Here is a 24855-nt window from a genome sequence, read left to right as displayed (position 1 = left end):
CCGCCCGATCACCCCGCATCCGCCCCTCGCCGAACAAGCCTTTCCCGCCCACCCGCCCGATTGCCCCGCAGCGACAACGGGTGGGTGGGAGGACGGACATGCAGGGGTGGGGGGGACGGACATACCGGCGCGGCCCCGCACCCACAGACGAACCAGCACCGCAGCAACCCCGTGCAACCTCACGCCCCGCAGCGCCAGGACGTGGCCGCCCTCGGCCTACGCCGAAGTCCGCTTCTTCGGCGAAGCCTTCTTCGCCGCCCTCTTCTTCGGAGCCCCCTTCTTCGGAGCTCCCTTCGCCGCCCGAACACTGCTCTCCAACGCCGCCATCAGGTCAATCACCTTGCCCCCACCGGAATCCCCCTCCGCAGCCGGTCCCGCCGGCACCGCGCCCTCCGCCTTGGCAGCCACCAGTTCCTCCACCGCCGCGCGGTAGTCGTCGTGGAGGGACGCCATGTCGACCTCGCCCAGCGTGTCCATCAGCGCGTCCGCCAGGTCCAGCTCCGCGTCCCGCACCTTGGCGCGGGAATCCGGAGCCACTCCCTCCGGCTCCCGAATCTCGTCCGGCCACAACAGCCCGTGCATCGCGATCACGTCGTCCGCCACCCGCAGCATCCCCAGCCGCTCCCGCCCCCGCAGCGCGAACCTGGCGATCGCCACCTTCTCGCTCCGCTTCAGCGCCTCTCGCAGCAGCGTGTACGGCTTGGTCGCGGGCACCCCGTTGGCCGACAAGTAGTACGCCGTGTCCATCTGCATCGGATCGATCCGCTCCGCCGGCACGAAGGCGACGATCTCGATCGTCTTGGCGGTCGGAATGGGCAGTGCCGCCAGATCCTCGTCCGTGATCGGGATGATCGAGCCGTCCGCGTCCTCGTACCCCTTGCCGATCTCGGCGGACGTCACCTCCCGCTCCTCCAGCTCGCACACCTTGCGATAGCGGACCCGGCCCCCGTCCTCCGTATGGATCTGCCGGAAGGAGACCGAGTGGTTCTCGGTGGCGTTCACCAGCTTGACCGGGATGCTGACCAAGCCGAAGGAGATCGCACCGTTCCAAATGGATCGCACGTAGACACCTCTCAGCTCAGCTGCCAATCACCACATTCGCGGCATCAGCGACATTCGTGGGATTCTCATCGTATGACGCCGATCACCGAGGTGGAGGGGCGGCGGCTGGCCCTCAGCAATCTCGACAAGGTCCTCTACACCGCATCCGGCTTCACCAAGGGCGAGATGCTGCACTACTACGCCAGCACCGCCCAGGCCCTCCTCCCCCATCTCCGCAACCGGCCCGCCTCCTTCCTCCGCTTCCCTGACGGGCCCGACGGCCAGCGCTTCTTCGCCAAGAACGTGCCGCCAGGCACCCCCGACTGGGTGCACACCGCCGACGTGCCGCGCTCGGACGGGAACACCCGCCAGATCGTCGTGAACGATCTGGCCACCCTGATGTGGGCCGCCAATCTGGTGACCGAGTTCCACACCCCCCAGTGGCAGGAGGACACCCCGGCCATCGCCGACCGGCTCGTCCTCGACCTGGACCCCGGCGCCCCCGCCACCGTCGTCGAGTGCTGCCGGGCAGGCCTCTGGCTGCGCGATCGCCTCCGTGCGGACGGCCTGTACGTCTACGCGAAGACCTCCGGCTCCAAGGGCCTGCATCTGCTCTGCCCCCTGGAACCGACGCCCTCCGAGCAGGTCACCGCGTACGCGAAGGAGCTCGCCAAGGAGGCCGAGGCAGCGCTGCCCGATCTCGTCGTCCACCGGATGACCCGTAGCCTGCGCCCCGGCAAGGTCTTCGTCGACTTCAGCCAGAACGCCGCGGCGAAGACGACCGCCACCCCCTACACCCTCCGCGCCCGCCAGGAACCGACCGTCTCCACCCCCGTCACCTGGGAGGAGGTCGAGGAGTGCGGCGACCCCGCGGACCTCGTCTTCCGGGCGGACGACATCGCACCCCGCCTCAAGCGATACGGCGACCTCCTGGCCCCCCTCACGGACCGAACCAAGAGTCATGACCGAGCCCGCCCCCTGCCCCACGGGGCGGGCCGGTGATCACCCCACCCCTCCGGGTCGCCCTCGCCGATTCCGTCACCGCCCTGCCGCAGGGCGACGGCTGGGCCTACGAACCGAAGTTCGACGGCCACCGGCTGCTCGTCTTCGCCGACGGCCGCCGCGTGCGACTGCAGGCCCGCTCCGGCCGCTTCGTCACCACCGCGTTCCCCGACCTCGCCCAGGCGGCGGAGCAACTGCCCGACGGGACCGTGCTCGACGGCGAGGTGGTCGTCTGGGCGGACGGCCGCATCGACTTCAGCGCCGTCCAGCAGCGCGCAGCCGCCACCCGCGCGCGCTCCACGCATCTCGCGCGCACGCTCCCCGCTTCGTACGCCGCCTTCGACGTGCTCGCCGACCGGGGCGAGGACTGCCGCGCCCTGCCGTACGAGGAGCGGCGCGCACGCCTCGTACGCATCCTCGAACCGCTCGGCCCGCCGCTCCAGCCCGTACCGATGACAACCGATCGCGAACTAGCCCTCACCTGGTACGAGACCCTGCCCGCCACCGGCATCGAGGGCCTGGTGATCAAGCGGCTCGACGGCGCCTACCGGGGCGCCACGCGCGCGTGGCTGAAGCTGCGGCACAGCGACACCCGGGACGCGGTGGTCGTCGGGTTCACCGGGAGCGGGGCCCGGCCGCAGGCGCTCGTGCTCGTCCTGCCGGGGGACGGCACGCCCGTGGTGTCGTCCCCGCTCTCCCCCGCGCTGCGCACGGCGGCCGGGGACGCGCTGCCCGCGGCCAGGGGCGAGGGGACCGCGATCGCCATCGGGATCGGCGAGGTCACGTACGCCGCCCTGCCCGCCGAGCCGCCCGTCACGGTGGAGGTGCGGCAGAACACGACCCGGCACGCGACCGCGGTGGTCGTCCGGTTCCGCTGAATCTTGCGCCTCCGCCGACACATCGCCTCCCGCCACATGTGACCGGCATCACTGCTAATCAAGTTTGACTAGCGCAAGAATCGAGCATACCTTTCTCCACGTAGTCAAACTTGATTAGGAGCCCACATGACCGTACTGCCCGACACCGGATACGTCCCGACCGACGAGGACCGCGCGAGCCTGGCCGCCTGGTTCGCCGAGTACGACGCACACAGCGCCAAGCGCGACGTGGAGCGCATGGCCGACCTGGCCGTCTTCCCGCTCAACCTGGTCAGCGACGACTCCGCGGGCGACGGGCGCTCCGCACAGTGGGACCGGGAGCAGTTCGTCGCGACCATGACGCACGTGATGGGGGAGGGGAGCGAGGACATCACCTTCGAGTCCACGCGCACGCCCGTCTTTCTCTCCCCCGCCATGGCCGTGGTCTTCACCGACTCGGTGATGACCGCGAACGGCGAGACGCAGCAGCTGCGGTACGCCGACATCCTGCTGAAGCGGGGCGGGGCCTGGGCGTTCCAGACCATGATCCAGGGCGGCTGGAGGGACAACCTCTGATGAAGAACTAGACCCATGACGAAGAACTAGACCCGCAGCCACGTATGCCGGTCGCGCGCCATCGCGTGCAGCGCCTCGACATCCGCCGGCTTCAGTACGCCGCCGACCCCCGCCACCGCCGCCACCTCCCCGTCGCGCACGATCCGCACCTCGCGCGGCAGGGCGGTCACGTCGAGGCCCGACGCGCCGGAGAGGGCGAGGACCGGGCGGATCTCGGCCGTCAGCGCGAAGGACGCCCGGTCGGCGTCGGCGCGGAGCTCCCGCAGGAGTGGACGCGGGTCCGCGCGGCCGACCGTGACCATCGGATCGGCGACGCGCACCCGCTGCTTGCGGGCCCAGAGGGCGTGGACCGCGAACAGGCCGCCGGGCCCGATCAGGAGGTGGTGGATGCGGGCGCCGCCCGGCAGCGGCACCGAGTGCAGGGTGTGCCAGCCCGCGCCCTCGAGTCCGTCGAGCACCTCGCCGATGGACTCCTCGGCGGCGAGCGCCCGCTGCCTGGGGTCGGCGCGAAGCCTGCGGGCGGGCGCGGGGTCGCGGTCCAGGGCGATCAGGAGGGCCTCGCCGGGGCGGTTCGGGGCGAGGTCGTCGTCCGGGTGGAGGGCGAGGCGTGCCAGCTCGGCGGGGGTGGGAACGGGTGGTGGGCCGATCGAGAAGCCGCCCGTCAGGAAGGGGGCGAGGGCGCGCAGGACGGCCTCTCTGTGGTCCTCGCTGAGCAGGTTCACGCGGGACGACTCCCTCTCGTACCACGCCACGTTCCTACCGTCCGTGCGACAGACGTACAGCCGCTCCTGCCCGTGCCGCCAGGTCGGTATGACGCGCAGTCCGTTCATGCACCATCACCCCACCGACCATGGGAGCAGCAAGGACATGCCTTGGGCAAGAACCTGTGCGGCGCGGAAGGAAGTTGAGCCGCTCGCGCCGGGCGCGCCGCCCGGAATTGCGCCGCCCAGGGTTGCGCCGCCCGTAACAGCACCGCCTCCGCGGGTACGGCTCGTTGTTACATAGCCGATGAATTGCCGCAATGGCGGACATCTAGCATCACAGGTGCCCTTTCGCTCCCTCGCAGCGATCAGCCGCCAGCCGTAAGGACCGACCGCTCATGAGCAGCCACCGCCGCCGCGCCCTCTTCCGTTCCGCCGCCGTGACCGCCGTCGCGGGCGGTGCGCTGCTCGTGCCGGCCGTTGCCGCCGTCGCGGACTCACCCGCGCACGCGCAGGACACGAAGGCGGCACACGCGCAGGACACGAAACCGGTGCGCGCTCAGGACACGAGGACCGTCGCCCCCGGCGCCCCCGAGGGCGGCGTCAAGGCCGGCACCGAAGGGTTCCACGGCGGCGACCCGGTGTTCATCGCCGCCGGTGGCGCCATGGCGGCGGCCGGTGCGGCCGGTCTCGGGTACGCGATGCTGCGCCGCGGCCGTACCGACGCCTGAGCCCCCCCCTCCCCCACGCACCCGCAGGAGTCTCCGTGAACACCCCCACCGAAGAAGCCACCACCCCCGCCCCCGGTTCCGCGCCCGCCGCGATCAAGCGCCGCCGCCACCCCCGCCACACCACCCGCATCGCGGCCGCCGCCACTCTGACGGCCGCCCTCGGCGTCGGCCTGATCGCCTGCGGCCAGGGCTCCGGCGACCCGGCGCCCGACGTCAAGGTCCACAACGCCGCCGCCGCGCCGACCGCCGACCCGCACGCCCCGCTGAAGAAGTCCCGGCCCACGGGCCTGCGGATACCCGCGGCCGGTGTCGACGCCACGTCGATGCTCGACCTCGGCGTGGGCGCGGACGACGCACTGGAGGTGCCGCCCGTGGACAAGGCGGACGAGCCCGGCTGGTGGACCGGCGGTGTCACACCGGGCGAGAAGGGGGCGGCCGTTCTGGTGGCGCACTACGACACCGCGAAGGGGCCCGCGCTGATGAAGGACGTGGCGAAGGTGAGAATGGGGGACGAGATCGAGGTGCCCCGAGCGGACGGGAGTACCGCGACGTTCAAGGTGCGCGAGATCGAGCAGGTGGACAAAAAGAACTTCCCCACCCATAAGGTGTATGGGGCGACCGACCGGCCCGAGCTGCGCCTGCTGACCTGCGGCGGCCCGATCAAGGACGGTCACCGCACCGACAACATCATTCTCTACGCCGACCTCGCGCCGTAGCCGGACCCGGGCAACGGGACCCGGCCCCGCGGCGCCGCAACCGACCCCTCGCCGCAGCCAGCCGCCCCCGGGCGACTCCGCCGGCAGGCAGGAGTGCAGTGCAACGCAGCCGTCTCGCGCTCGCCGCGGGCCTCGCCCTGCCCGCAGCCCTGCTGGCCGGCGGCTGCGGCGACCCGGGCGACCTGCGCGGGGCGGGAGCGACGCCCACCGCCGAGGCGCCCACGCGCCTGTGGCCGAAGCTGCCGCCTCCGTCGGCGCCCGCCGAGGACTACGGCACCGTGGAGAGCGTGCCGGTGAAGGGTGTGGACGTACCGGGCGGGAATCTGCACGAGGTGGATCCCGTCACCGTCGCCAGGACCGACTTCGACAAGAACCCGGGGATATACAGCCGTTCGGACGCGGTCTACAAGGAGACGGCCGAGCAGTTGGACTCCTGCGGCACCAACCACACCGGCGACGCGAAGTGCCCCGTGCTCAGCGCCTACTACCGCGATCTCACCGGCGACGGCAAGGACGACCTCATCGTCGGCATCCGGCTGGCCCGCGGCCACGCCGAGAACCTCGACATCCGCGCCTACGCCATGGAGAAGCGGCAGTTGACGCAGATCATGGACATGGGGGACGCGGTGCTCGGCGTCGAACTGGCCGGTCACGAGGTGATCGTGCGCGCGGTCTCCGGCATGCAGGGATACGAGTACCGCACCGTCTGGTCCTGGGACTCCCACCGGAAGGCCATGCTGCCGACGACCGACGAGATCGTGCGCTCCCCGAACGCACCGTCGAGGAAGCCCGAGCGCAAGCCCGAACCCGCGGCCAGTGCCCACGCCACGCCGTCCGCGGGCGAGAGCCGATGAGCCACCGGCTGCCGCGCGGACCGCGGCTTCCCGCCTGGACGGCGACGCTGACCTGGAAGGCAGCGGTCTTCATCACCGTCATGTGCTGCGCGCTCGCCGCGCTGCTCGGCGCGCTCGTCCATGTCTCGGTGACCAACCAGACCGTGGGCCAGGCCCGCGACCACGCCCTCACCCGGCTCGACGACGCCACCGAGGCGTTCGAGGCGGGCGATGACCTCGGTCCCGGCGCGGGGGTCGACCCGGCGGGCCTTCCCGAGCGGCTGCGGGATCTCGCGGCGGGCGGGGAGCGCGGGACGATGGTCGACACGCACGACTCCCGGCCGACGATGTGGGCCGCGGGGCCCGCCACGGACGGGCGCACCCTCGCCGTCCGGGTCGACTACGCCCAGGGCGCCCGCACCATCGACGGACTCGACCGGGCCATCCTCGGCTCGTCCGTCCTCGCGATCGGGGCGACGCTCCTGGTCGGCGCGTTCGCCGTGACGCGCGTGACGCGGCGGCTGCACCAGACGGCGACGGTGGCACGCAAGATCAGCGCGGGCGACCTGGACGCACGCGTGAACGACCCGCGCACCCGCGAGCCCTCGCGCCATCAGGACGAGGTGGCGGCGGTCGCCGGCGCCCTCGACACGATGGCGTCCTCGCTGCAGGGCAAGCTCCAGAGCGAGCAGCGGTTCACCGCGGACGTGGCGCACGAACTGCGCACGCCGCTGACGGGTCTGCACGCCGCGGCGGAGCTGCTGCCGCCGGGCCGCCCCACCGAGTTGGTGCGTGACCGGGTCGCCGCGCTGCGCACGCTCACCGAGGACCTCCTGGAGATCTCCCGGCTCGACGCGAAGAGCGAGCGCGTGGACCTGGACGACCACCATCTCGCCCCACTGGCCGAGCGCGCCGTACGGGGTTCGGGGGTCGGTGCCGAGCTGGTCGTCGTACGTGACGTCTGTGTGGTGACCGACCGGCGGCGCCTTGAGCGGGTGCTCGGGAATCTCATCGCCAACGCGGACAAGCACGGGCGGCGGCCCATCGTCCTGACCGTCGACGGGCCCGTGGTCTCGGTGCGCGACCACGGCGACGGATACCCGGACTACCTGGTGGAACACGGGCCGCAGCGCTTCCGGACGGAGGGCACGACCAGGGGGCACGGGCTCGGTCTGACGATCGCGCTGGGCCAGACGGCGGTGCTCGGCGCCCGGCTCTCGTTCGCGAACGCGGCGGACGGCGGGGCGGTGGCGACACTGACCCTGCCCTACGAGGAGTCCGCGGAGAGCGGTGTCAGAGGTCCCGACGGGGCGGCTTGACGGGCGGTCTGACGGCGCGTGACCTTTTGCGCACTCAGCGAGCCGATTTTAGTGTGAATTGCGGCTTACGACCCGCATTCCACGGAGTCAGGGCCGCGTCGCATCCGCACCTTCCAGAGGAGGACCCCATGTCCCTTCGGCCCACCGCGACCAGGACCCGACTCGGCATACTCGCCGCCGGCGCCGCGCTCGCCGCCCTCACCGTCACCGGGCCCGCCTTCGCGGCCGACGACGCCGGAGCGAACACGAACGCCAACGCCAACGCCAATACCAACGCCAGCGAGAGTGCCGGTAACCACCCGCGCATCTACAAGGGCCGCGTCACCGCCAGACACGGACTGCTGCTGCGCACCGCCCCCACCCGGGGCAGCCACGTGATCCGCAGCGTTCCGTACGGAAAGGTCGTCTCCATCTACTGCAAGACGACCGGCGACCACGTGAACGGCAACAACCGCTGGTATCTGCTCACCAACGGCACCTGGGCATGGGGTGCCGCGCACTACATCGCCAACATCGGGCCCGCGCCGCGCTGGTGCTGACGCATCACGAGGGCACGGTGACATAAACGGACATTGGGGCCCATCGCTTGCTACGTTCCGGGCATGACCCGAACAGCAGCGGCGCCCCCGTCCGTACCCGCTGTTCGCGTACCCCGTCGCCGTGGCACCGAAGTCGCACTGATCGTCGTGGCCGTCCTGCTCTCGGTCTACGGCTACTGCGACGTCGGCCTCGCCAAGAACGGCACCGTCCCGCCCGGCGCCGCCGGTTACGGCGCCGGGCTCGGCGTGCTCGCGCTCCTGGCCCATCTCGCGGTCCGCTTCCGCGCGCCGTACGCCGATCCGCTGCTCCTGCCGATCGCCGTGCTCCTCAACGGCCTGGGCCTGGTCCTCATCTACCGGCTCGACCTGGAGACCCCCGGCGACGAGGCGGCGCCCACGCAACTCGTCTGGTCCACCGTCGGCGTGGCGCTCTTCATCGGCGTCGTGGTCTTCCTGCGCGACCACCGGGTCCTCCAGCGGTACGCGTACATCTGCGTGGTCGCCGCGCTCGTCCTGATGATCGTGCCGATCTTCTTCCCGGCCGTGAACGGCGCCCGGATCTGGATCAGGATCGGCGGATTCTCCATCCAGCCCGGGGAGTTCGCGAAGATCCTGCTCGCGATCTTCTTCGCCAGCTATCTGTCCGCCAACCGCAACGCGCTGGCCTACACCGGCCGTACGGTCTGGAAGCTGACGAGGCTCCAGCTGCCGACCGGCCGTGTGCTCGGGCCGATCGTCGCGATCTGGCTCCTGAGCGTCGGTGTCCTCGTACTCGAACGGGACCTCGGCACCTCGCTGCTCTTCTTCGGGCTCTTCGTGATCCTGCTGTACGTCGCCACCGGGCGCACCGGCTGGATCGCCGTCGGCCTGGTGCTCGCCGGGGTCGGCGCGTTCGCGGTGGGCTCGCTCGAACCGCATGTGCACAGCCGCGTCGAGGACTGGCTGCACCCCTTCGCCTCCATCGACGCGGGGGACGGGCCCAACCAACTGGCCCAGTCCCTCTTCGCGTTCGCAGCGGGCGGCATGCTCGGGGCCGGGCTCGGGGAGGGGCACTCCATCCTCATCGGCTTCGCCGCCAAGTCCGACTTCATCCTGGCTACGGCGGGCGAGGAGCTTGGTCTGGCGGGCCTCGCCGCGATCTTCCTGCTGTACGCCCTGCTCGTGGAGCGCGGCTACCGGGCGGGGCTCGCGCTGCGGGACGCCTTCGGGCGGCTGCTCGCGGTGGGGCTCGCCTCGATCCTCGCGCTCCAGGTGTTCGTGATCGCGGGCGGCGTGACCGGGCTCATCCCGCTGACCGGCATGGCGATGCCCTTCCTGGCGCAGGGCGGCTCCTCCGTCGTCACCAACTGGATCATCGTGGCCCTGCTCATCCGGGTCAGCGACTCGGCACGCAGCCAGCCCGTGGGCCCCCCGAAGGAGGACGCGTGACGAGGTACATCCGGCATGCCGCCGCCTTCTGCGCGCTGCTCCTGATCGCCCTGCTCGTGAACGCGACCCGCGTCCAGGTCGTCCAGTCCGAGCACTTCGACGAGAACTCCGCCAACCGCCGCCAGGCCATCGCCCGCTTCGGCCAGCCGCGCGGCGACATCATGGTCGACGGCCGCCCGGTCACCGGCTCCCAGGACACCGAGGAGCAGCTCCGCTATGAACGGACGTACAGGAACGGCCCGTTGTACGCCCCGGTGACCGGCTACGCCTCGCAGGTCTACGGCACGACCCTCCTGGAGAACGCCGAGGACGACATCCTCTCGGGCACCGACCCGATGCTCGCCCCGCTCCCCCTGTGGAACGACATCAGCCGCGCCCAGAACCCCGGCGGCGAGGTGCGGACCACCATCGACCCGGCGGCGCAGCAGGCCGCGTACGCGGGGCTCGGCGGCAAGAAGGGGGCGGTGGCCGCGATCGAGCCGTCGACCGGGAAGATCCTCGCCCTGGTCAGCACGCCTTCGTACGATCCCGGGCTGCTCTCCGGCACCAGCGACGCGGTGGCGAGGTCCTGGTCCTCGCTGAACGGCAGCGCCGACAAGCCGATGCTGAACCGGGCGATCCACCAGACGTACCCGCCCGGTTCGACGTTCAAGGTGGTGACGGCGGCGGCCGCTCTGGACTCCGACACGGTCACCGATCTGGACGCCGCGACCAAGTCCCCGGCCCCCTACACGCTGCCGGGCACGAGCACGCAGCTGTCGAACGAGGTCGAGGGCTGCAAGAACGCGCCCCTGCGCTACGCCTTCGAGTGGTCCTGCAACACGGTCTTCGCCAAGCTGGGCGCCGACACCGGCCTGAGTGACATGCTGGGCACGGCACGGAACTTCGGCTTCAACGACAGCGACCTGAAGATCCCTTCGCCGGTGGCCGCGAGCAACTTCGACGCCTCGATGGACGACGCCCAGCTGGCGCTCTCCTCGATCGGCCAGTTCAACACGCGGGCGACGCCCCTGCAGATGGCGATGGTCTCGGCGGCCGTGGCGAACGGCGGCCAGCTGGAGTCACCGCACCTGGTGGACGAGACCACGACGGACGACGGCGACGTGGTGCGCACCACCGGCACGAACTCCCTGCGCCAGGCGATGAACCCGGCCACGGCGATGCAGCTGCGGGAGATGATGACCGACGTGGTCGAGGAGGGCACCGGCGGCAACGCGGCGATCCCGGACGTGACGGTCGGCGGCAAGACGGGCACGGCCCAACACGGCATCGACAACTCCGGCACGCCGTACGCCTGGTTCATCTCCTGGGCCCAGAAGTCCGGCGAGGTCCAGCCGTCGGTGGCGGTCGCGGTGGTGGTGGAGGACGCGGCGGCGGACCGGGGGGACATCAGCGGGGGCGGGAGCGCGGCGCCGATCGCCAGGGCGGTGATGGAGGCGGTGGTCAGCGGCGGTTGAGGGTGGTGAGGTCGAGGCGCCCGCCGGCGCGTACTTGTGGCTTGACCTCCCGGTCACGCTCCACGGAGTCGTCCGACACCGTCATGTCGGGGCAGATTCGGGAGCGGGTCAAGGTCGTCCGACACCCATCTGCCCGCAGGCGGACGGGCCCACTCGTACGGGTCGTCGAGCCCGTACTCGCGTGCAGCTGTCATGATCACCCCCTGCGACGGAGTTGGCCCGGCATTCCCGGCGCGCCCATCGGGAATGCCGCGCCGCCCGCCCATCGATTGACCACCGCGCGCCGCGTTGACCTCAGTCCGAAGCCCCGCCGGCGGCGATCGCGTCAGCCACCTCCGCCACCCGCTCCCCCTCCTCCGCCGCGAACCGCTCCGCGTCCAGCTTCTCGGCGATCTCCTCGTCCTGGGCCATCAGCTGGTCGAGGTTGGCGTTGCCCATCTCGAACACGCCCATGTCGACGTACGCCTCCTGCAGCCGCTTGCCCCACAGGCCGATGTCCTTGACGCACGGCACGATGCGGCTGAACAGCAACTGCCGGAACAGGGCCAGGAATTCGGAGTTCTCGCTGGCCTCCTCCGCCTCCGCCTTCGGGATGCCGAAGTTCTCCAGGACCTCGACGCCGCGCAGGCGGTCGCGCATCAAGTAGCAGCCCTCGATGACGAATTCCTCGCGCTCGCGCAGTTCCGCGTCGGAGAGCTGCTTGTAGTAGTCCCGCAGGGCCATGCGGCCGAAGGCCACGTGCCGGGCCTCGTCCTGCATGACGTACGCGAGGATCTGTTTCGGCAGCGGCTTGTCCGTCGTGTCGCGGATCATGCCGAAGGCGGCGAGCGCGAGGCCCTCAATCAGGACCTGCATGCCCAAGTAGGGCATGTCCCAGCGGGAGTCGCGCAGGGTGTCCCCGAGCAGCGACCGGAGGTTGTCGTTGATCGGGTAGAGCATGCCGATCTTGTCGTGCAGGAAGCGGCCGTAGACCTCCGCGTGCCGCGCCTCGTCCATCGTCTGGGTCGCGGAGTAGAACTTCGCGTCCAGGTCGGGCACGGACTCCACGATGCGCGCCGCGCAGACCATCGCGCCCTGCTCGCCGTGCAGGAACTGGCTGAACTGCCAGGAGGCGTAGTGCTTGCGCAGCTCGCCCTTGTCGCGGTCGGTCATCTTCGCCCAGTGGCGGGTGCCGTAGAGCGACATGGACTCGTCGGGGGTGCCCAGAGGGTCGTACGGGTCGACCTCCAGATCCCAGGCGATGCGCTTGGCACCGTCCCACTGCTTGTCCTTGCCCTTCTGGTAGAGGGCGAGGAGCCGGGCGCGGCCCTCGTCGTACTCCCAGCTGAAGCGGGCCGCGCCGTTCGCCGGTATCTGCCAGGTGGTTCCGTCCGGAGGGTTCGTGTACAGCTCGTGCGTGGACACTGACGACTCCTAAGAATTGGCCTTGGATTCTCCGTAATCACTTGTACTGATTGGTAGTTGGAAGGCTCACACGGTCGTAGACACTCGGTCAACAAGTCGTGCGCAAGGGATTGACGCCCTTGCTGACAGGCAGTCTCATAAGTCGTGACCGCCGGTAACTGTGACGACGAAGCAGACGATGAGGCAGGGGCAGAGTCATGACGACCATCACGGAGGACGCGGCGATCGAAGGGCTGCGGGACGCGCTCGGACTGCTCAAGGACCGGGAGCAGGTGGCCGAGCGGCTGCTCGACTCCTCCGCCAAGCACTCCTTCGACCCCGACAAGGAGCTGGACTGGGAGGCGCCCTTCGAGGAGGGCAAGTGGTTCTGGCCCCCGGAGCTGGTCTCCCTTTACGGCACGCCGATGTGGCGGCGGATGAGCGAGGAGCAGCGCATCGCGCTCTCCCAGCACGAGGCCGCAGCGCTCGCGTCCCTGGGCATCTGGTTCGAACTGATCCTGATGCAGCTGCTCGTACGGCACATCTACGACAAGCCGGCGACGAGCGCGCACGTGCGGTATGCGCTCACCGAGATCGAGGACGAGTGCCGGCACTCGAAGATGTTCGCGCGCCTGATCACGCGCGGGGACACGCCGTACTACCCGGTCAGCACCGTGCACCGGAACCTCGGCCGGCTCTTCAAGACCATCTCGACGACGCCGGGGTCGTTCACGGCGACGCTGCTCGGCGAGGAGATCCTCGACTGGATGCAGCGCCTGACGTTCCCGGACGAGCGCGTCCAGACCCTGGTGCGCGGTGTCACGCGGATCCATGTCGTGGAGGAGGCGCGCCATGTGCGGTACGCCCGTGAGGAGCTGCGCCGCCAGATGGTGACGGCACCGCGCTGGTCCCAGGAGTTCACCCGCCTCACCTCCGGTGAGTTCGCCCGCGTCTTCTCGATCGCCTTCATCAACCCCGAGGTCTACGCGAACGTGGGCCTGGACAAGCGCGAGGCCATGGCCCAGGTCAAGGCGAGCGCCCACCGCCGGGAGATCATGCAGACCGGGGCCAAGCGCCTCACCGACTTCCTGGACGACATCGGGGTGCTGCGGGGTGCCGGGCGGCGGCTGTGGAAGAGTTCCGGACTCCTGGCGTAGCGAAGAGAGTACGGAGGGTTCCGGGGCGCTTGTTCGAACGGGCGGTTACGCTGCGGGGCATGACCTCGCCTGCTCCCACCCGCGCGTACCGGCGCCTCAGTGTCGAAGAGCGGCAGCGGCAGCTCAAAGAGGCGGCCCTGTCCCTCTTCGCGGTGCGCGCACCCGACGAGGTGTCCCTCGACGACGTGGCGGAGGCGGCCGGGGTGTCACGGCCGCTCGTCTACCGCTACTTCCCCGGCGGCAAGCAGCAGTTGTACGAGGCCGCGCTGCGGTCCGCCGCCGACGAGCTGGAGCAGTGCTTCGCCGAGCCGCCCGAGGGTCCGCTCACGCAGCGCCTTGCGAACGCGCTCGACCGCTATCTCGCCTTCGTCGACCAGCACGACGCGGGGTTCAGCGCGCTGCTGCAGGGCGGCAGCGTCGTGGAGACCTCGCGGACGACCGCCATCGTGGACGAGGTGCGCAGGACGGCCGCCGAGCACATCCTGGCCCACCTGGAGGTCGTCGGCGCCACGGGCCCGCGGCTGCGGATGACCGTGCGGATGTGGATCACCTCCGTCGAGGCGGCGTCCCTGATCTGGCTGGACGAGGAGAAGCAGCCGCCGCTGGACGAGCTGCGGGACTGGCTCGTCGAACAGTTCATGGCGGTCCTGGTGGCCTCCGCGGGCCGCGACCCGCAGACCGCGGAGGCGGTACGGACCGCGCTGGCCATGGAGACGCCCGAAGGACCCGCGGGCTCGCTCGCCCGGCGGGTCCTGCCCGTGGTGAGCGACGCGGCGCACCTGCTGTGAGGCGCGGCGGGCGCCTGCTGTGACACTGGCCGGGTGAAGAGCGAAGACACCCCCTTCGTGGGTGGCCCCCTGGACGGCCGCGTACTGCCCATCCTGCTCGGCCCGACCGGCCACCCCCCGAAGGTGTACCGCGTCCCGGTGCCGGACGACGCGGGCGGCCCGCCGACCGTGCTCGTGTACCGCCGGGTGGGCAGGGCCGGAGGAAAACGGCTCGGCCTTCACCAGGGCTGGACGTACGAGTACGACCCCGAGGGCGACAAGGCCAAGCCCGGCCTGAAGTGGCCGTGGTCGAAGCCGGACGGGGCCGCCTGAGGCCTCCCCGTGGCAAGCGAGCCGCGCCGTGGGGCCCTGGACGAGTGACCGCATTGCGCCAACCCGCGCACCTTCCGCAGGCGGGCTCCGCCGGGGCGGCTGATGCTCGCGGTGCGGGGCGGACGTGCCGCCGCGCGCCGGAGGTGATGGCATGTCAGGCAGGCTGCTGCGGTGGGTCGGTACGGGAGCCGCGGTCGGGGCGCTGCTGGCGACGGCTTCCCCCGCCTGCGCCGTACCGGAGCCGTCGGGCCCCGGGGGGCGCTCGGTGGCCGAGCTCCTGACGGACCTTCAGGAGCTGTACCGGAAGGCCGAGGAGTCGACGGAGACGTACAACGCGGCCCAGGAGAAGCTGAAGGACCAGCGCGCCGAGGTCACCCGTCTCAACGGCAGCCTGGCCCGCGCGAAGACCTCGGTCCGCGACAGCCGGGGCGAGGCGGGCCGCTTCGCGCGCCAGCAGTACCAGGGCAGGACGAACATCTCCCCCTACGTACACCTCCTCCTCGCCCGCAACCCGCAGCAGGCCCTGGACCAGGGTCATGTCATCGGGCGGGTGTCGGCGGAGCGGGCGGCGACCATGGAGCGGCTGGTCGGCGGGGAGAAGAAGGCATCAGCGCTCGCGGCCAGGGCGAAGGGGGCCCTGGCGACCCAAGTCGCCCTGGCCGCACGGGAGAAGGAGGCCCGGGACACGGCCGAGGACCGGCTGAAGGAGGTGGAGGAACTCCTCGCGTCGCTGAGCACGGAACAGCTGAAGGAGCTCGCGAAGGCGGAGGAGGAGGGAATGGCGGCGGCACAGAAGAAGTTCCTGAAGTCGGGCTCCCTGAGCGGCTCCCCGGGCTCGGCACCGACCCGGCCGCCCTCCCGGCGGGGGGATTCGGCCCTGGACTACGCGGTACGGCAGATCGGCAAGCCCTACAAGTGGGGCGCGGAGGGCCCCACGTCCTTCGACTGCTCGGGCCTCACTTCCCAGGCATGGGCGTCCGCGGGCCAGGAGATCCCCCGCACGTCACAGGAGCAGTGGGCACAGCTGAAGCGGGTCTCGCTGCGGAAGCTGCGGCCGGGCGACCTGATCGTCTACTTCCCCAAGGCCACGCACGTGGCGATGTACCTGGGCGACGGCATGGTGATCCAGGCCCCGCGCCCCGGAACCCGGGTCAAGGTCTCCCCCATCGCCTCGAATCCCCTCCTCGGCGCGGTACGCCCTGACCCCTCGGCCAAGCCGATGAAGGACTACGTCCCGCCGAAGCTGCCCCGCGAAGCGATGAAGGGGGACGACGCGGGTTACGGGCGAGCGGGAGCGCCCCCGGCGTGACCACCGCCGGGGAGCGGGCTCCGCGCGCCTTCAGGGAGACTCAGCCGGTCAGGCTCGCGAGGTACGCGCCCGTCTTCTCCGGCTCATAGAAGAAGTTCTCGAAGTCCGACGGGTCGTTGAAGCCGTTCGCGAAGCGGTCCGCCGCCGGCTGGAGTTGGCCCGCCGCGCCGATCAGGTTCAGGACGTGCTCCGGCGGGGGCGACAGCATCGCGTTCGTCCACTTGGTGACGTGCTGCGCGGTCTCCCAGTAGCGGTCGAACGTGGACTGCATCCAGTCCGCGTCGAACGGCTTGTCGCCGTGCGTGATGATCGAGTCGAGGTACGAAGCCGCGCACTTGGAGGCCGAGTTGGAGCCCTGTCCCGTGATCGGGTCGTTCGCGACCACCACGTCCGCGACGCCCAGGACGAGGCCACCGCCGGGAAGGCGGCCGATCGGCTTGCGCACCGTCGGGGCGTAGCGGCCGGACAACGTGCCGCCCGCGTCGGTCAGTTCGACCTTGGTCGCCCGCGCGTACTCCCACGGCGTGAACTTCTCAAGCAGCTCCAGCGTCAGCGCCAAGTGCTCGGAGGGGTCCTTGATGCCCTGGAAGGCGTCGAGCGGGCCGCCCGGTATGCCCTCCCAGAACAGGATGTCGGCGCGCCCGGACGTCGTCAGCGTCGGCATGACGAAGAGCTCGCCCACGCCCGGCACCAGGTTGCACCGCACCGCGTCGAACTCGGGGTGCTCGGGTCGCGGCCCCATCCCGTGGACGTACGCGACCGACAGGGCACGCTGCGGCGTGTCGAAGGGAGAGCGCGAGGCGTCCCGCTCGAACATCGAGACGAGCTCGCCCTTGCCCGCGGAGACGAGCACGAGGTCGTACGTGCGGGAGAAGTAGTCGAGGTCCGAGACCGCAGCGCCGTGGATGACCAGCTGGCCGCCCCGCTGCGCGAACGTCTCCATCCAGCCCGCCATCTTCACGCGCTGGTCGACGGACTGGGCGAACCCGTCCAGCTTGCCCACCCAGTCGATGACGCGGGAGGAGTCCGGCCCGGCGACCGAGACGCCGAGGCCCTCGATCTGCGGGGCCTGGGACTCCCAGAAGTTCACCTGGAGGTCGCGCTCGTGCTGCAGCGCCGTGTGGAACATGCACTGCGTGGACATCACACGGCCGGACCGGACCTCGTCCGCCGTGCGGTTGGACATCAGGGTGACCTCGTACCCCTGCGACTGGAGTCCGAGAGCGATCTGGAGCCCGGCCTGACCGGCTCCGACGACGAGTATCTTCCGCATGCGGCTGCTTCTCCTACGACGTACTGAAAACTGGAAATGCTTATTCGGGGGTCGCCGCGAGGGCGTGGCCGACCAGCGAGAGCAGTGACTCGACCACCGAGATCCGCTGCCTCGCGTCCATGATCAGCACCGGTATGTGCGGCGGGATCGTCAGCGCCTCGCGCACGTCCGCGGGCTCGAACTCCTCGGTCCCGTCGAAGTGGTTGACGGCCACGATGTACGGCAGACCGCAGCTCTCGAAGTAGTCGAGCGCGGGGAAGCAGTCGGGCAGCCTGCGGGTGTCGGCGAGCACGACGGCGCCGATCGCGCCGCGCACCAGGTCGTCCCACATGAACCAGAAGCGCTGCTGGCCCGGCGTACCGAAGAGGTAGAGCACGAGGTCGTCGTCGAGCGTGATCCGGCCGAAGTCCATGGCGACCGTGGTCGTGGTCTTGTCCGGGGTCGACGTGAGGTCGTCCGTGTCCTCGCTCGCCTGCGTCATCAGCGCCTCCGTCTGGAGGGGCGTGATCTCGGAGACCGTGGTGACCAGAGTCGTCTTGCCGACGCCGAAACCGCCCGCCACCACGATCTTCGTCGCGATCGGGGCCCGGGTGCGGTCCGTCTGCCAGGCTTGGAGGTTCTCGTCCGGGTCGGGGCCCGGGTGGCGGAGTTCAGAGACGGCGGAGTCCACTCAGCACCCTTTCGAGCAGTGCGCGGTCCGGCTGTCCCGGGCCGTGGCCCGTTCCGTACACGCGGATCTTTCCCTGGTCTGCGAGGTCGCTCAGCAGGACGCGGACCACGCCGAGCGGCATCTTCAGAAGCGCGGCGATCTCCGCGACCGTACGCATACGGCGGCAGATCTCGACGATGGCCCGCATCTCCGGCATGACACGGGCGGTGGCGTTGCCCTGCGGCAGCTCGCGGCGCTCCTCGGGGGCTTCGAGGGCGGCGACGAACGTCTCGACGAGCAGGACGTGGCCGAAGCGGGTGCGGCCGCCGGTGAGCGAGTACGGGCGTACCCGGGCCGGTTTGCGATCCGCGCCCCGCTGGGGGAGCTTGCCGGGGTTACTGCTCATCGGACGCTCTCCATCGACTGGCGCAGCTCACTGCGGAGTTCGGGGGTGAGGACATGCCCGGCGCGGCCGACGAAGAGCGCCATGTGGTACGCGACGACGCTCATGTCGCAGTCCGGGGTGGCGTGCACGCCGAGCAGCGAGCCGTCGCTGACCGACATCACGAAGAGGCTGCCCTCCTCCATGGCGACGACGGTCTGCTTGACCGATCCCGCGTCCATCAGCTTGCCGGCGCCGATGCAGAGCGAACCGAGGCCGGAGACGATCGTGGCGAGGTCCGCGCTGGAGCCCTTGGGGCCCGAACTGTTGTCGACCGCCTGCTCGTTGTTGCGTGCGGGGTCCGAGGAGAGCAGGAGCAGACCGTCGGAGGAGACCACCGCGACCGAGAGCAGCCCTGGCACCTCCTCGACGAGGTTCGTCAGCAGCCAGTGCAGGTTGCGTGCTTCGCTGCTCAGTCCGAACGCGGTCCCGGATTTGCTGCCGGTGGAAGAACTGGGCGAGCGCATGGGTGCAGTCAACTACTTGCCTCCTCGACTGTGTCCCCCATGTTGTTTTCGGTCTCTTTGGTCTCTTCGCTACGTCCGGTCAGCTCGGCCTCTACGTCGCGCCGGCCGCTGATGGCTCCCTGGTGGAAGCCGCCGAGCCGCTTGCGCAGCGCTTCGGCGTCGACGGAGCCGCTGCGCGCCTTGGGCACGGTGGGCTCGGGCGCGGTGATCTTGGGCGTGCGCTTGGGAAGCCCCTTGTCGGTGACGCGCTCCCACTTGGGGGCGGGCTCGGGGGCGGGCTCAGGCTCTACTGCCGGGTCCTCGGGGGCAGGCGGAGGGGTCAGCTCCAGAGTCGTCTCGGGCGAAGCCGCGGGCTCGGGCTCGGCCTCCGCCTCCCGCACCGCGTGCTCCGCAGCAGCGATCAGCGGATCGTGCGGTTCGTCATCGGCCCCCGCGGCAGCGGTCAGCGCCGCGCGCCCCCGCAGCACATTGGAGTTGGCCTCGGCCTCCGAGCCGGGGAGGTGCAGGGCGGGCGCCCCGCCGGCGACAGGCACACCGACCGGCGGAGCCGTCACCGCGGGCGCCGCGGCGAGGATCGACTTCGGCAGGACCACGACCGCCGCGATGCCGCCCTGCTTCTGCTCGCGCAGGCGAACCCGCGCCCCGTGCCGCGCGGCGAGCCGGGCCACGACATAGAGGCCGAGCCCCAGCCCGTCCCCGCTCTCCTGGTCGTACGCGTCGTCCGGACGGAAGTCCGCCAGGCGGGAGTTGAGCTCGTCCATCCGGTCCGATGTGACCCCTATGCCCTCGTCCTGAACGGAGAGCATGACCTCACCGCTCTCCAGGAGCCAGCCGGAGACCTCGACGGAGGCGTCCGGCGGCGAGAACGAGGTCGCGTTCTCCAGGAGCTCGGCGACCAGGTGGCTGATGTCGTCCGCGGCGAAGCCCGCGACGTGCGCGTGCGGCGGCAGCGTGGCGATGCGCACGCGTTCGTACCGCTCGATCTCGCTGACGGCGGCGCGTACCACGTCGACCAGCGGCACCGGGCCGGGGTGCTGGTGGCCGTGCTCGGCACCGGCGAGGACGAGCAGGTTCTCGCTGTGGCGGCGCATGACCGTGGCGAAGTGGTCGAGCTTGAAGAGCGTGGCGAGGCGGTCCGGGTCCTGCTCGCGGTCCTCGAGGTTCTCGATGACGGCGAGCTGCCGCTCGACCAGGCCGAGGGTGCGCAGGGCCAGGTTCACGAACGTGCCGTGGATGGACTGCCGCACCCGCTCCAAGTGGGCGGAGGCCTCGGTCAGTTCGGCGCGCAGCTTGTCGCGCTCCTCGGCCATGGACCGGCGCTGGCCGATGAGGTGCTTGCGGTCCGCTTCGAGCGTGGTGAGGCGCTCGGTGAGGCCTGCCGCGTGCTCGTGCAGCGCGTTGACGGACCGTACGACCTGGGCGAACTCGTCGTCGCGGCCCGTGAAGCGGATCGGCTCCTGGGGCGCGGGCTCGGTGGCGAGGCGGGCCGAGCCGATGCGCAGGACGGCGAGCGGGCGGGTCAGGCTGCGGGCCATCGCCATGGAGACGCCGACCGCGACGAGCAGCGTGACGCCGATGAGCGCGACGCGGATCTCCAGGGCCGTCACGTCGTCGTCGCGCTGCTGGGCGAGGCTCTTGGTGCGCTGCACGATGAGCGCGGACTCGGCTCCGCGCATCGTCTCGATGCGGGCGGAGAGCGCGGTGTCGAGTTTCTTGCGGTCGTAGCCGCGCTCCGCGGTGGAGAGCGTGGGCTGGTCGGTGAGGCGGGAGAGGTACTTCTCGGCCGTCGTCACCTCGTGGCCCGTGACCGCCGAGTCGTACGTGGTGCGGGCGCCGTCCGTGGCCGCGTCCCGGAAGTCCGCGAGGGCGGCCAGTTCGCGGATGTGGGCCTGCTGGCCGGCGGCGCTGAGGCCGTCGCGCTGCTTGCTTTCGGCGGACGACTCGTCGACCACCGTGGTGGGCAGGCCGGTGACGGGGTCGACGACGGTGTTCGTCCCGGTGGAGCGCGGTACGGCGAAGGTGGCGAGGAGCAGGCCGCGGGCGCTCGCCGCCTGTTCGACGGCGTGGTCGAGGTCGGCGAGCGCGTAGGCGCCGGAGCCCGCGCGGGGCGGGGTCTTCTCGGCGAGTTCGCGGGTGAGGCCGTGCAGCTCGGTGATGACGTTCGAGTACGCCGTGTGGGCTTCCAGAGCACTGCTCTTGCCGGTGAGCGCCGCTCTGCGCACGGCGCCGATCTCGGCGAGGTCCTTGCGCAGGCCCGCCGGGGCGTCGGCCGTGCGCAGCTCCTCGATCTGGCGGTCGACGCGGGCGCTGCGGCCCTCGGAGAGGCCACGGCCCTGCGGGCGGCCCGCCGCGATGAACGAGGTGACCTCGTCGCGCTCGTCGGCCAGCGAGTGGCCGAGGGATACCGCGTCCTGGGTGCGCTCGGCGAGAGTCACCAGGCTCTGCGCGTCGCTCAGTTGCCCGGAGGCGGCGACGATGGCGGGCGCTCCGGCACCGGCGATCGCGGCGGCCACCACGGCGACGGCGACGATCAGCCGATTGCGCACGCGTGCGGTGGGCTTGGAGTCGACGGACTTCGCGGACTTGGCGGACTTCGCGGGCTTCGAGGGACCGCCCGTCTCGACAGAATTCCCGGCAGGCTGCTCCGCGTTCATCCCCGCGTTCGTCCCCGCGTTCTTCTCCGCGGGCTTCGAGCCGTCAGGAGGCGTCACACCGGAGGCCGTGTGCTCCCCCGCCGTGTTCTCTGCCGCTGTCGCAGTGTGCTCGGGTGTCGCAGTGTGCTCGGGCGAGCGCTCTGTAGGGGTGGTCGCGCCCGGCGTGGCCCCTTCAGGAGCCGTCTGCTTGCCCTTGCGCCCAGGCCGCATCTTCTGCACCGGTGCTCGCATTCTTGTTTTTCGTCTGCCCATGGGCCCGGGTGACGATCCGTCAACACGCGCGCCCCCCGGTACGGCTCCTGACCCTTCCAGTGCCGATGGGTGGCAGTCGCGCATCACATGCCTGGCCACCCGAAGGAGTGAACATCGGCGGGGAGTTGGCGAGCAAGTCCCGGCGCGGACCGAAAGTCTCGGCCACGGTGCGCCGGTTGGACGTCGACCGCAGGCTTTGGCAGGATGCGCCGCCACACGCCGCCGGAAGCGATCATTCCGACTGAAATCCGACGTCTGACCTGCTGGTCCGGGCCAACTCCCGGCTGCCTGCGACCTCCGGACGGCCTTGTGAAGGCCTCGTGCAGACTGGCGGAATGCGTATCGAACTCGCCACCGAGCCCGGAGACCCCGCACGCCCCAACGAGGACTATGCGGCGGTCATGCTTCCCGCAGCCGGACAGGGTGGATCGCTCATCCTTCTGGACGGGGTGACTCCGCCCGCCGGAGATGACGGTTGTCTGCATTCCGTCCCTTGGTTCACGGCGCGACTCGGGGGCGCACTGGGGGAACTGTCCGTTTCACGGCGGGATATGACGCTCTCTGAGATCCTCGCGGAGGCGATCGTGCGCACCGCGGAGGCCCACTGTCAAACCTGTGACCTTTCTCACCCGCGTACGCCTCAGGCCACCGTGGTCCTGGTGCGTTGGGACGGCGAAGTGGTCGAACACCTCGTCCTGTCCGACTCCGCACTCCTGGTCGCGGGACCGGACGGCCGGGTCACGCCGGTGCTCGACGAGCGCCTGGCTGAACTGCCGCCGAGGATCCGCGCGATGCGCGACGAGGTCCGCGCGCTGCCGCGCGGCTCGGCCGAACGCGCGGTAGCGGGCCGCGCGTACGGCGCCGCGGTCGAGGCCCTGCGGAACGCGGAGGACGGCTTCTTCACGGCGGCCGCGGACCCGTCGGCGGCGGCACGGGCCGTCACCGGCAGCTGGCCGCGCGCCGAGGTGACCGCGGTGGCGGCCCTGACGGACGGGGTCGGCCGCTGGGTCGAGACGTTCCGCGCGGGCGACTGGACGGAGTGCTTCGAGCTGCTGCGGAAGGACGGCCCGCAGCGCATGGTGGACCGGGTGCGGGAGCTGGAGCGGGCGGATCCGGAGGGCACGGCGTTCCCGCGGGGGAAGAGGCATGACGACGCGGCTGTGGTGTACGCGGAGTTGTGACCGGGCCGGCCCCTCGGCCCGAGGCGTCGTCCGCTGGCACGTCGTGGCTGGTCGCGCCCACGCGGCGGAGCCGCACACGTCAGAGCCCCGCGCCCCTACGGGGCTCGACGCCCCTCAGGACTCCGGCGACTCGTTCAGCTGGCGCAGCAGGCGGGCCAGCTCCGCCACCTCCGTACGGTCCCACGCGGCCAGCTTCCGCACGTACCGCTCCCGCCGGGCGGCCCGCACCGTACGGAACCGCGTCCCGCCCTCCTCCGTGAGGTGGACCAACCAGGCCCGTCCGTCGGCGGGGTCGGGCTCGCGGGCGACGAGCCCCAGCTCTTCGAGGGCCCGCAGCTGACGGCTCATCGTCGCCTTGCCGACACCGATGTACGCGGCGAGGTCCGTGGCCCGCTGCGGGCCCGAGTCGTCGAGGCAGACCAGGAGTCCGTACGCGGCGGGCTCCAGGTCGGGGTGGACCTGGCGCGCCATCTCGCCGGACGAGGCACGCGCCCGGCGCAGGAGCAGCGACAACTCCCGCTCCAGGGCGAGGAACTCGCGGTCGACCCCCACGTTCACGTCGGGCCCCCTGTTCACGTCGGCCCCCCTGCTCACGTCGACTCCACCGTCGTTCTCGCCCTCGTGCACTTCAGCACCCATGGCACGCTTTCTTTCCGGATCAGAGAAGATTCCGCCCCGCACGGCGGCAGACATCCGCGTCGGCCCATCGCCGCAGCTCGACCAGTATTTCGCAACGCCCCGAGCGGCCACGCCGAGGACACCGCCGCAGGAGTAGACCACCGGCAGACACCGGGCCCCCTTCCCAGTCACGGGTCTACGTGCGTAGCGTCATGCGTGACATGTTCACACCACGAACCTGTCGACAAGGTCCCCCCACGAGCTCGATCGAGCTCAATCGAGGCCTACGGAGGCACGCACATGCCCGTGCACAGACCCGGAACGCCCCGCCGCTCCCGCTGGTCAGCGGCCGGAATCCTGCTCTCAGTCCTCTCCGCCCTCTCCCTCCTCCTGACCCTGCCCGGCGCCGCACAGGCCGCCGACGGCGACGACGTACCGCCCCGCGGTTCCGCCCGCATGGGCCAGGGCGTCATCGAGCACGACGGGCAGGGCAGTCTGCCGCCCGGAGGCGACGCGGTACAGACCGAAGGCGTCGACGTCAGCAGCCATCAGGGCAACGTCTCCTGGCCGACGCTCTGGAACAGCGGCGTGAAGTGGTCCTACGTGAAGGCCACCGAGGGGACCTACTACAAGAACCCCTACTTCGCCCAGCAGTACAACGGTTCGTACAACGTGGGCATGATCCGCGGCGCGTACCACTTCGCGACACCCGACACCACGGGCGGCGCCGCCCAGGCCAACTACTTCGTGGACAACGGCGGCGGCTGGTCCAAGGATGGCAGGACGCTGCCGGGCGCGCTCGACATCGAGTGGAACCCGTACGGGGCGGCCTGCTTCGGCAAGTCCCAGTCCGCGATGGTCACCTGGATCCGTGACTTCCTGAACCAGTACAAGGCGCGCACCGGGCGCCACGCGGTGATCTACACGGCCACCAGCTGGTGGAAGCAGTGCACCGGCAACTACGCCGGCTTTGCCGCCAACAACCCGCTCTGGGTCGCCCGTTACGCCAGCGCGCCCGGTGAGCTGCCGGGCGGCTGGGGCTTCTACACGATGTGGCAGTACACCTCGACGGGCCCGACGGTCGGGGACCACAACAAGTTCAACGGCGCGCTCGACAGGGTCAAGGCACTCGCCAACGGCTGAGCACGCCCGCTGCGCGTGAGGGCCCGG

The 24855-nt window shown here is 70.9% G+C and carries 25 protein-coding genes and 1 pseudogene; 16 read left to right on the top strand and 10 right to left on the bottom strand.

Annotated features, from left to right (window positions below; genetic code table 11):
- Positions 1 to 219 precede the first annotated feature (219 nt).
- Positions 220 to 1062, bottom strand: a pseudogene (ku, locus tag AC5P1C_RS31415) (non-homologous end joining protein Ku); the annotation flags it as partial.
- A 72-nt stretch (positions 1063 to 1134) separates the two neighbouring features.
- Here ku and ligD point away from each other — a divergent pair.
- From ligD to AC5P1C_RS31400, 3 genes are all read left to right on the top strand, one after another.
- Positions 1135 to 2043: a non-homologous end-joining DNA ligase gene (ligD, locus tag AC5P1C_RS31410; protein WP_493869329.1), complete on the top strand. Its 909-nt coding sequence runs from the start codon at positions 1135 to 1137 to the stop codon at positions 2041 to 2043.
- Entirely contained in the window at positions 2040 to 2921 is an 882-nt protein-coding gene (locus AC5P1C_RS31405; RefSeq protein WP_493869328.1) for an ATP-dependent DNA ligase, read from the top strand. The genes ligD and AC5P1C_RS31405 overlap by 4 nt, the downstream gene beginning before the upstream one ends.
- Positions 2922 to 3047: 126 nt before the next feature.
- Complete coding sequence (locus AC5P1C_RS31400; RefSeq protein WP_493869327.1) at positions 3048 to 3476, top strand: nuclear transport factor 2 family protein; 429 nt, start codon at positions 3048 to 3050, stop codon at positions 3474 to 3476.
- A 26-nt stretch (positions 3477 to 3502) separates the two neighbouring features.
- Here AC5P1C_RS31400 and AC5P1C_RS31395 read toward each other — a convergent pair whose 3' ends face one another.
- Entirely contained in the window at positions 3503 to 4306 is an 804-nt protein-coding gene (locus AC5P1C_RS31395; RefSeq protein WP_493869326.1) for a nuclease-related domain-containing protein, read from the bottom strand.
- A 269-nt stretch (positions 4307 to 4575) separates the two neighbouring features.
- Here AC5P1C_RS31395 and AC5P1C_RS31390 point away from each other — a divergent pair, with 269 nt between their 5' ends.
- The 7 genes from AC5P1C_RS31390 (at position 4576) to AC5P1C_RS31360 (ending at position 11200) form a co-directional block, all read left to right on the top strand.
- On the top strand, positions 4576 to 4908 hold the full coding sequence (locus tag AC5P1C_RS31390; protein WP_493869325.1) for a hypothetical protein: 333 nt from the start codon (positions 4576 to 4578) through the stop codon (positions 4906 to 4908).
- A gap of 92 nt (positions 4909 to 5000) precedes the next feature.
- Positions 5001 to 5624 (top strand): class F sortase, encoded by a 624-nt coding sequence (locus AC5P1C_RS31385; protein WP_493869342.1) that lies wholly within the window; start codon positions 5001 to 5003, stop codon positions 5622 to 5624.
- Between the two features lie 98 nt (positions 5625 to 5722).
- On the top strand, positions 5723 to 6478 hold the full coding sequence (locus AC5P1C_RS31380; RefSeq protein WP_493869324.1) for a hypothetical protein: 756 nt from the start codon (positions 5723 to 5725) through the stop codon (positions 6476 to 6478).
- Entirely contained in the window at positions 6475 to 7776 is a 1302-nt protein-coding gene (locus AC5P1C_RS31375) for an ATP-binding protein (RefSeq protein ID WP_493869323.1), read from the top strand. The genes AC5P1C_RS31380 and AC5P1C_RS31375 overlap by 4 nt, the downstream gene beginning before the upstream one ends.
- A gap of 128 nt (positions 7777 to 7904) precedes the next feature.
- On the top strand, positions 7905 to 8315 hold the full coding sequence (locus AC5P1C_RS31370; protein WP_493869322.1) for an SH3 domain-containing protein: 411 nt from the start codon (positions 7905 to 7907) through the stop codon (positions 8313 to 8315).
- Between the two features lie 63 nt (positions 8316 to 8378).
- The gene (locus tag AC5P1C_RS31365) at positions 8379 to 9743 is read left to right on the top strand and encodes an FtsW/RodA/SpoVE family cell cycle protein (protein WP_493869321.1); all 1365 of its coding nucleotides are present in this window, start codon (positions 8379 to 8381) and stop codon (positions 9741 to 9743) included.
- A complete protein-coding gene (locus AC5P1C_RS31360) occupies positions 9740 to 11200 on the top strand; it encodes a peptidoglycan D,D-transpeptidase FtsI family protein (RefSeq protein ID WP_493869320.1) in 1461 nt (486 codons plus the stop codon). The genes AC5P1C_RS31365 and AC5P1C_RS31360 overlap by 4 nt, the downstream gene beginning before the upstream one ends.
- Here AC5P1C_RS31360 and AC5P1C_RS31355 read toward each other — a convergent pair.
- Both AC5P1C_RS31355 and AC5P1C_RS31350 read right to left on the bottom strand, forming a co-directional pair.
- Positions 11187 to 11312 (bottom strand): hypothetical protein, encoded by a 126-nt coding sequence (locus AC5P1C_RS31355; protein WP_493869319.1) that lies wholly within the window; start codon positions 11310 to 11312, stop codon positions 11187 to 11189. The genes AC5P1C_RS31360 and AC5P1C_RS31355 overlap by 14 nt on opposite strands.
- A gap of 182 nt (positions 11313 to 11494) precedes the next feature.
- A complete protein-coding gene (locus AC5P1C_RS31350) occupies positions 11495 to 12604 on the bottom strand; it encodes a ferritin-like domain-containing protein (protein WP_493869318.1) in 1110 nt (369 codons plus the stop codon).
- A 197-nt stretch (positions 12605 to 12801) separates the two neighbouring features.
- On the opposite strand from AC5P1C_RS31350, the gene AC5P1C_RS31345 reads away from it, so the two are divergent.
- The 4 genes from AC5P1C_RS31345 to AC5P1C_RS31330 all read left to right on the top strand — a co-directional run bounded on the left by AC5P1C_RS31345 (position 12802) and on the right by AC5P1C_RS31330 (position 16149).
- Positions 12802 to 13740 carry an AurF N-oxygenase family protein gene (locus tag AC5P1C_RS31345; protein WP_493869317.1) on the top strand — a complete coding sequence of 313 codons (939 nt, stop codon included), beginning with the start codon at positions 12802 to 12804 and terminating at the stop codon, positions 13738 to 13740.
- A 59-nt stretch (positions 13741 to 13799) separates the two neighbouring features.
- A complete protein-coding gene (locus tag AC5P1C_RS31340) occupies positions 13800 to 14528 on the top strand; it encodes a TetR/AcrR family transcriptional regulator (RefSeq protein WP_493869316.1) in 729 nt (242 codons plus the stop codon).
- A gap of 33 nt (positions 14529 to 14561) precedes the next feature.
- A complete protein-coding gene (locus AC5P1C_RS31335; protein WP_493869315.1) occupies positions 14562 to 14840 on the top strand; it encodes a DUF8847 domain-containing protein in 279 nt (92 codons plus the stop codon).
- A gap of 151 nt (positions 14841 to 14991) precedes the next feature.
- Entirely contained in the window at positions 14992 to 16149 is a 1158-nt protein-coding gene (locus AC5P1C_RS31330; RefSeq protein ID WP_493869314.1) for a C40 family peptidase, read from the top strand.
- Between the two features lie 40 nt (positions 16150 to 16189).
- Here the strand turns inward: AC5P1C_RS31330 and AC5P1C_RS31325 are convergent, their stop codons facing one another.
- The 5 genes from AC5P1C_RS31325 to AC5P1C_RS31305 are packed head-to-tail and all read right to left on the bottom strand — an operon-like array spanning position 16190 to position 21634.
- Complete coding sequence (locus AC5P1C_RS31325; RefSeq protein ID WP_493869313.1) at positions 16190 to 17422, bottom strand: styrene monooxygenase/indole monooxygenase family protein; 1233 nt, start codon at positions 17420 to 17422, stop codon at positions 16190 to 16192.
- Between the two features lie 40 nt (positions 17423 to 17462).
- Positions 17463 to 18092 carry a GTP-binding protein gene (locus AC5P1C_RS31320; RefSeq protein ID WP_493869312.1) on the bottom strand — a complete coding sequence of 210 codons (630 nt, stop codon included), beginning with the start codon at positions 18090 to 18092 and terminating at the stop codon, positions 17463 to 17465.
- Positions 18073 to 18477, bottom strand: a complete 405-nt coding sequence (locus tag AC5P1C_RS31315) for a DUF742 domain-containing protein (protein WP_493869311.1) — start codon at positions 18475 to 18477, stop codon at positions 18073 to 18075. Before AC5P1C_RS31315 ends, AC5P1C_RS31320 begins: the two co-directional genes overlap by 20 nt.
- Positions 18474 to 18980: a roadblock/LC7 domain-containing protein gene (locus AC5P1C_RS31310; RefSeq protein WP_493869341.1), complete on the bottom strand. Its 507-nt coding sequence runs from the start codon at positions 18978 to 18980 to the stop codon at positions 18474 to 18476. Before AC5P1C_RS31310 ends, AC5P1C_RS31315 begins: the two co-directional genes overlap by 4 nt.
- Positions 18981 to 18988: 8 nt before the next feature.
- The gene (locus tag AC5P1C_RS31305) at positions 18989 to 21634 is read right to left on the bottom strand and encodes a sensor histidine kinase (RefSeq protein WP_493869340.1); all 2646 of its coding nucleotides are present in this window, start codon (positions 21632 to 21634) and stop codon (positions 18989 to 18991) included.
- Between the two features lie 587 nt (positions 21635 to 22221).
- Between AC5P1C_RS31305 and AC5P1C_RS31300 the strand changes: the two genes are divergently transcribed.
- The gene (locus AC5P1C_RS31300) at positions 22222 to 23067 is read left to right on the top strand and encodes a protein phosphatase 2C domain-containing protein (protein WP_493869310.1); all 846 of its coding nucleotides are present in this window, start codon (positions 22222 to 22224) and stop codon (positions 23065 to 23067) included.
- Between the two features lie 114 nt (positions 23068 to 23181).
- Here the strand turns inward: AC5P1C_RS31300 and AC5P1C_RS31295 are convergent, their stop codons facing one another.
- Positions 23182 to 23694: a MarR family winged helix-turn-helix transcriptional regulator gene (locus tag AC5P1C_RS31295; protein WP_493869339.1), complete on the bottom strand. Its 513-nt coding sequence runs from the start codon at positions 23692 to 23694 to the stop codon at positions 23182 to 23184.
- A 291-nt stretch (positions 23695 to 23985) separates the two neighbouring features.
- Between AC5P1C_RS31295 and AC5P1C_RS31290 the strand changes: the two genes are divergently transcribed.
- A complete protein-coding gene (locus tag AC5P1C_RS31290) occupies positions 23986 to 24828 on the top strand; it encodes a lysozyme (RefSeq protein ID WP_493869309.1) in 843 nt (280 codons plus the stop codon).
- Positions 24829 to 24855 lie beyond the last annotated feature (27 nt).

The organism is Streptomyces sp. A18, from assembly GCF_059026065.1.
This window is presented reverse-complemented; position numbering and strand designations above follow the sequence as displayed.

What these genes read in the sequence shown, in the direction of transcription:
- ligD (WP_493869329.1), top strand. Translation starts at nt 1,135, where the DNA reads ATGACGCCGATCACCGAGGTGGAGGGGCGGCGGCTGGCCCTCAGCAAT.
- AC5P1C_RS31400 (WP_493869327.1), top strand. Translation starts at nt 3,048, where the DNA reads ATGACCGTACTGCCCGACACCGGATACGTCCCGACCGACGAGGACCGC.
- AC5P1C_RS31395 (WP_493869326.1), bottom strand. Translation starts at nt 4,306, where the DNA reads ATGAACGGACTGCGCGTCATACCGACCTGGCGGCACGGGCAGGAGCGG.
- AC5P1C_RS31390 (WP_493869325.1), top strand. Translation starts at nt 4,576, where the DNA reads ATGAGCAGCCACCGCCGCCGCGCCCTCTTCCGTTCCGCCGCCGTGACC.
- AC5P1C_RS31375 (WP_493869323.1), top strand. Translation starts at nt 6,475, where the DNA reads ATGAGCCACCGGCTGCCGCGCGGACCGCGGCTTCCCGCCTGGACGGCG.
- AC5P1C_RS31370 (WP_493869322.1), top strand. Translation starts at nt 7,905, where the DNA reads ATGTCCCTTCGGCCCACCGCGACCAGGACCCGACTCGGCATACTCGCC.
- AC5P1C_RS31365 (WP_493869321.1), top strand. Translation starts at nt 8,379, where the DNA reads ATGACCCGAACAGCAGCGGCGCCCCCGTCCGTACCCGCTGTTCGCGTA.
- AC5P1C_RS31345 (WP_493869317.1), top strand. Translation starts at nt 12,802, where the DNA reads ATGACGACCATCACGGAGGACGCGGCGATCGAAGGGCTGCGGGACGCG.
- AC5P1C_RS31340 (WP_493869316.1), top strand. Translation starts at nt 13,800, where the DNA reads ATGACCTCGCCTGCTCCCACCCGCGCGTACCGGCGCCTCAGTGTCGAA.
- AC5P1C_RS31330 (WP_493869314.1), top strand. Translation starts at nt 14,992, where the DNA reads ATGTCAGGCAGGCTGCTGCGGTGGGTCGGTACGGGAGCCGCGGTCGGG.
- AC5P1C_RS31325 (WP_493869313.1), bottom strand. Translation starts at nt 17,422, where the DNA reads ATGCGGAAGATACTCGTCGTCGGAGCCGGTCAGGCCGGGCTCCAGATC.
- AC5P1C_RS31315 (WP_493869311.1), bottom strand. Translation starts at nt 18,477, where the DNA reads ATGAGCAGTAACCCCGGCAAGCTCCCCCAGCGGGGCGCGGATCGCAAA.
- AC5P1C_RS31310 (WP_493869341.1), bottom strand. Translation starts at nt 18,980, where the DNA reads ATGCGCTCGCCCAGTTCTTCCACCGGCAGCAAATCCGGGACCGCGTTC.
- AC5P1C_RS31305 (WP_493869340.1), bottom strand. Translation starts at nt 21,634, where the DNA reads ATGAACGCGGAGCAGCCTGCCGGGAATTCTGTCGAGACGGGCGGTCCC.
- AC5P1C_RS31300 (WP_493869310.1), top strand. Translation starts at nt 22,222, where the DNA reads ATGCGTATCGAACTCGCCACCGAGCCCGGAGACCCCGCACGCCCCAAC.
- AC5P1C_RS31290 (WP_493869309.1), top strand. Translation starts at nt 23,986, where the DNA reads ATGCCCGTGCACAGACCCGGAACGCCCCGCCGCTCCCGCTGGTCAGCG.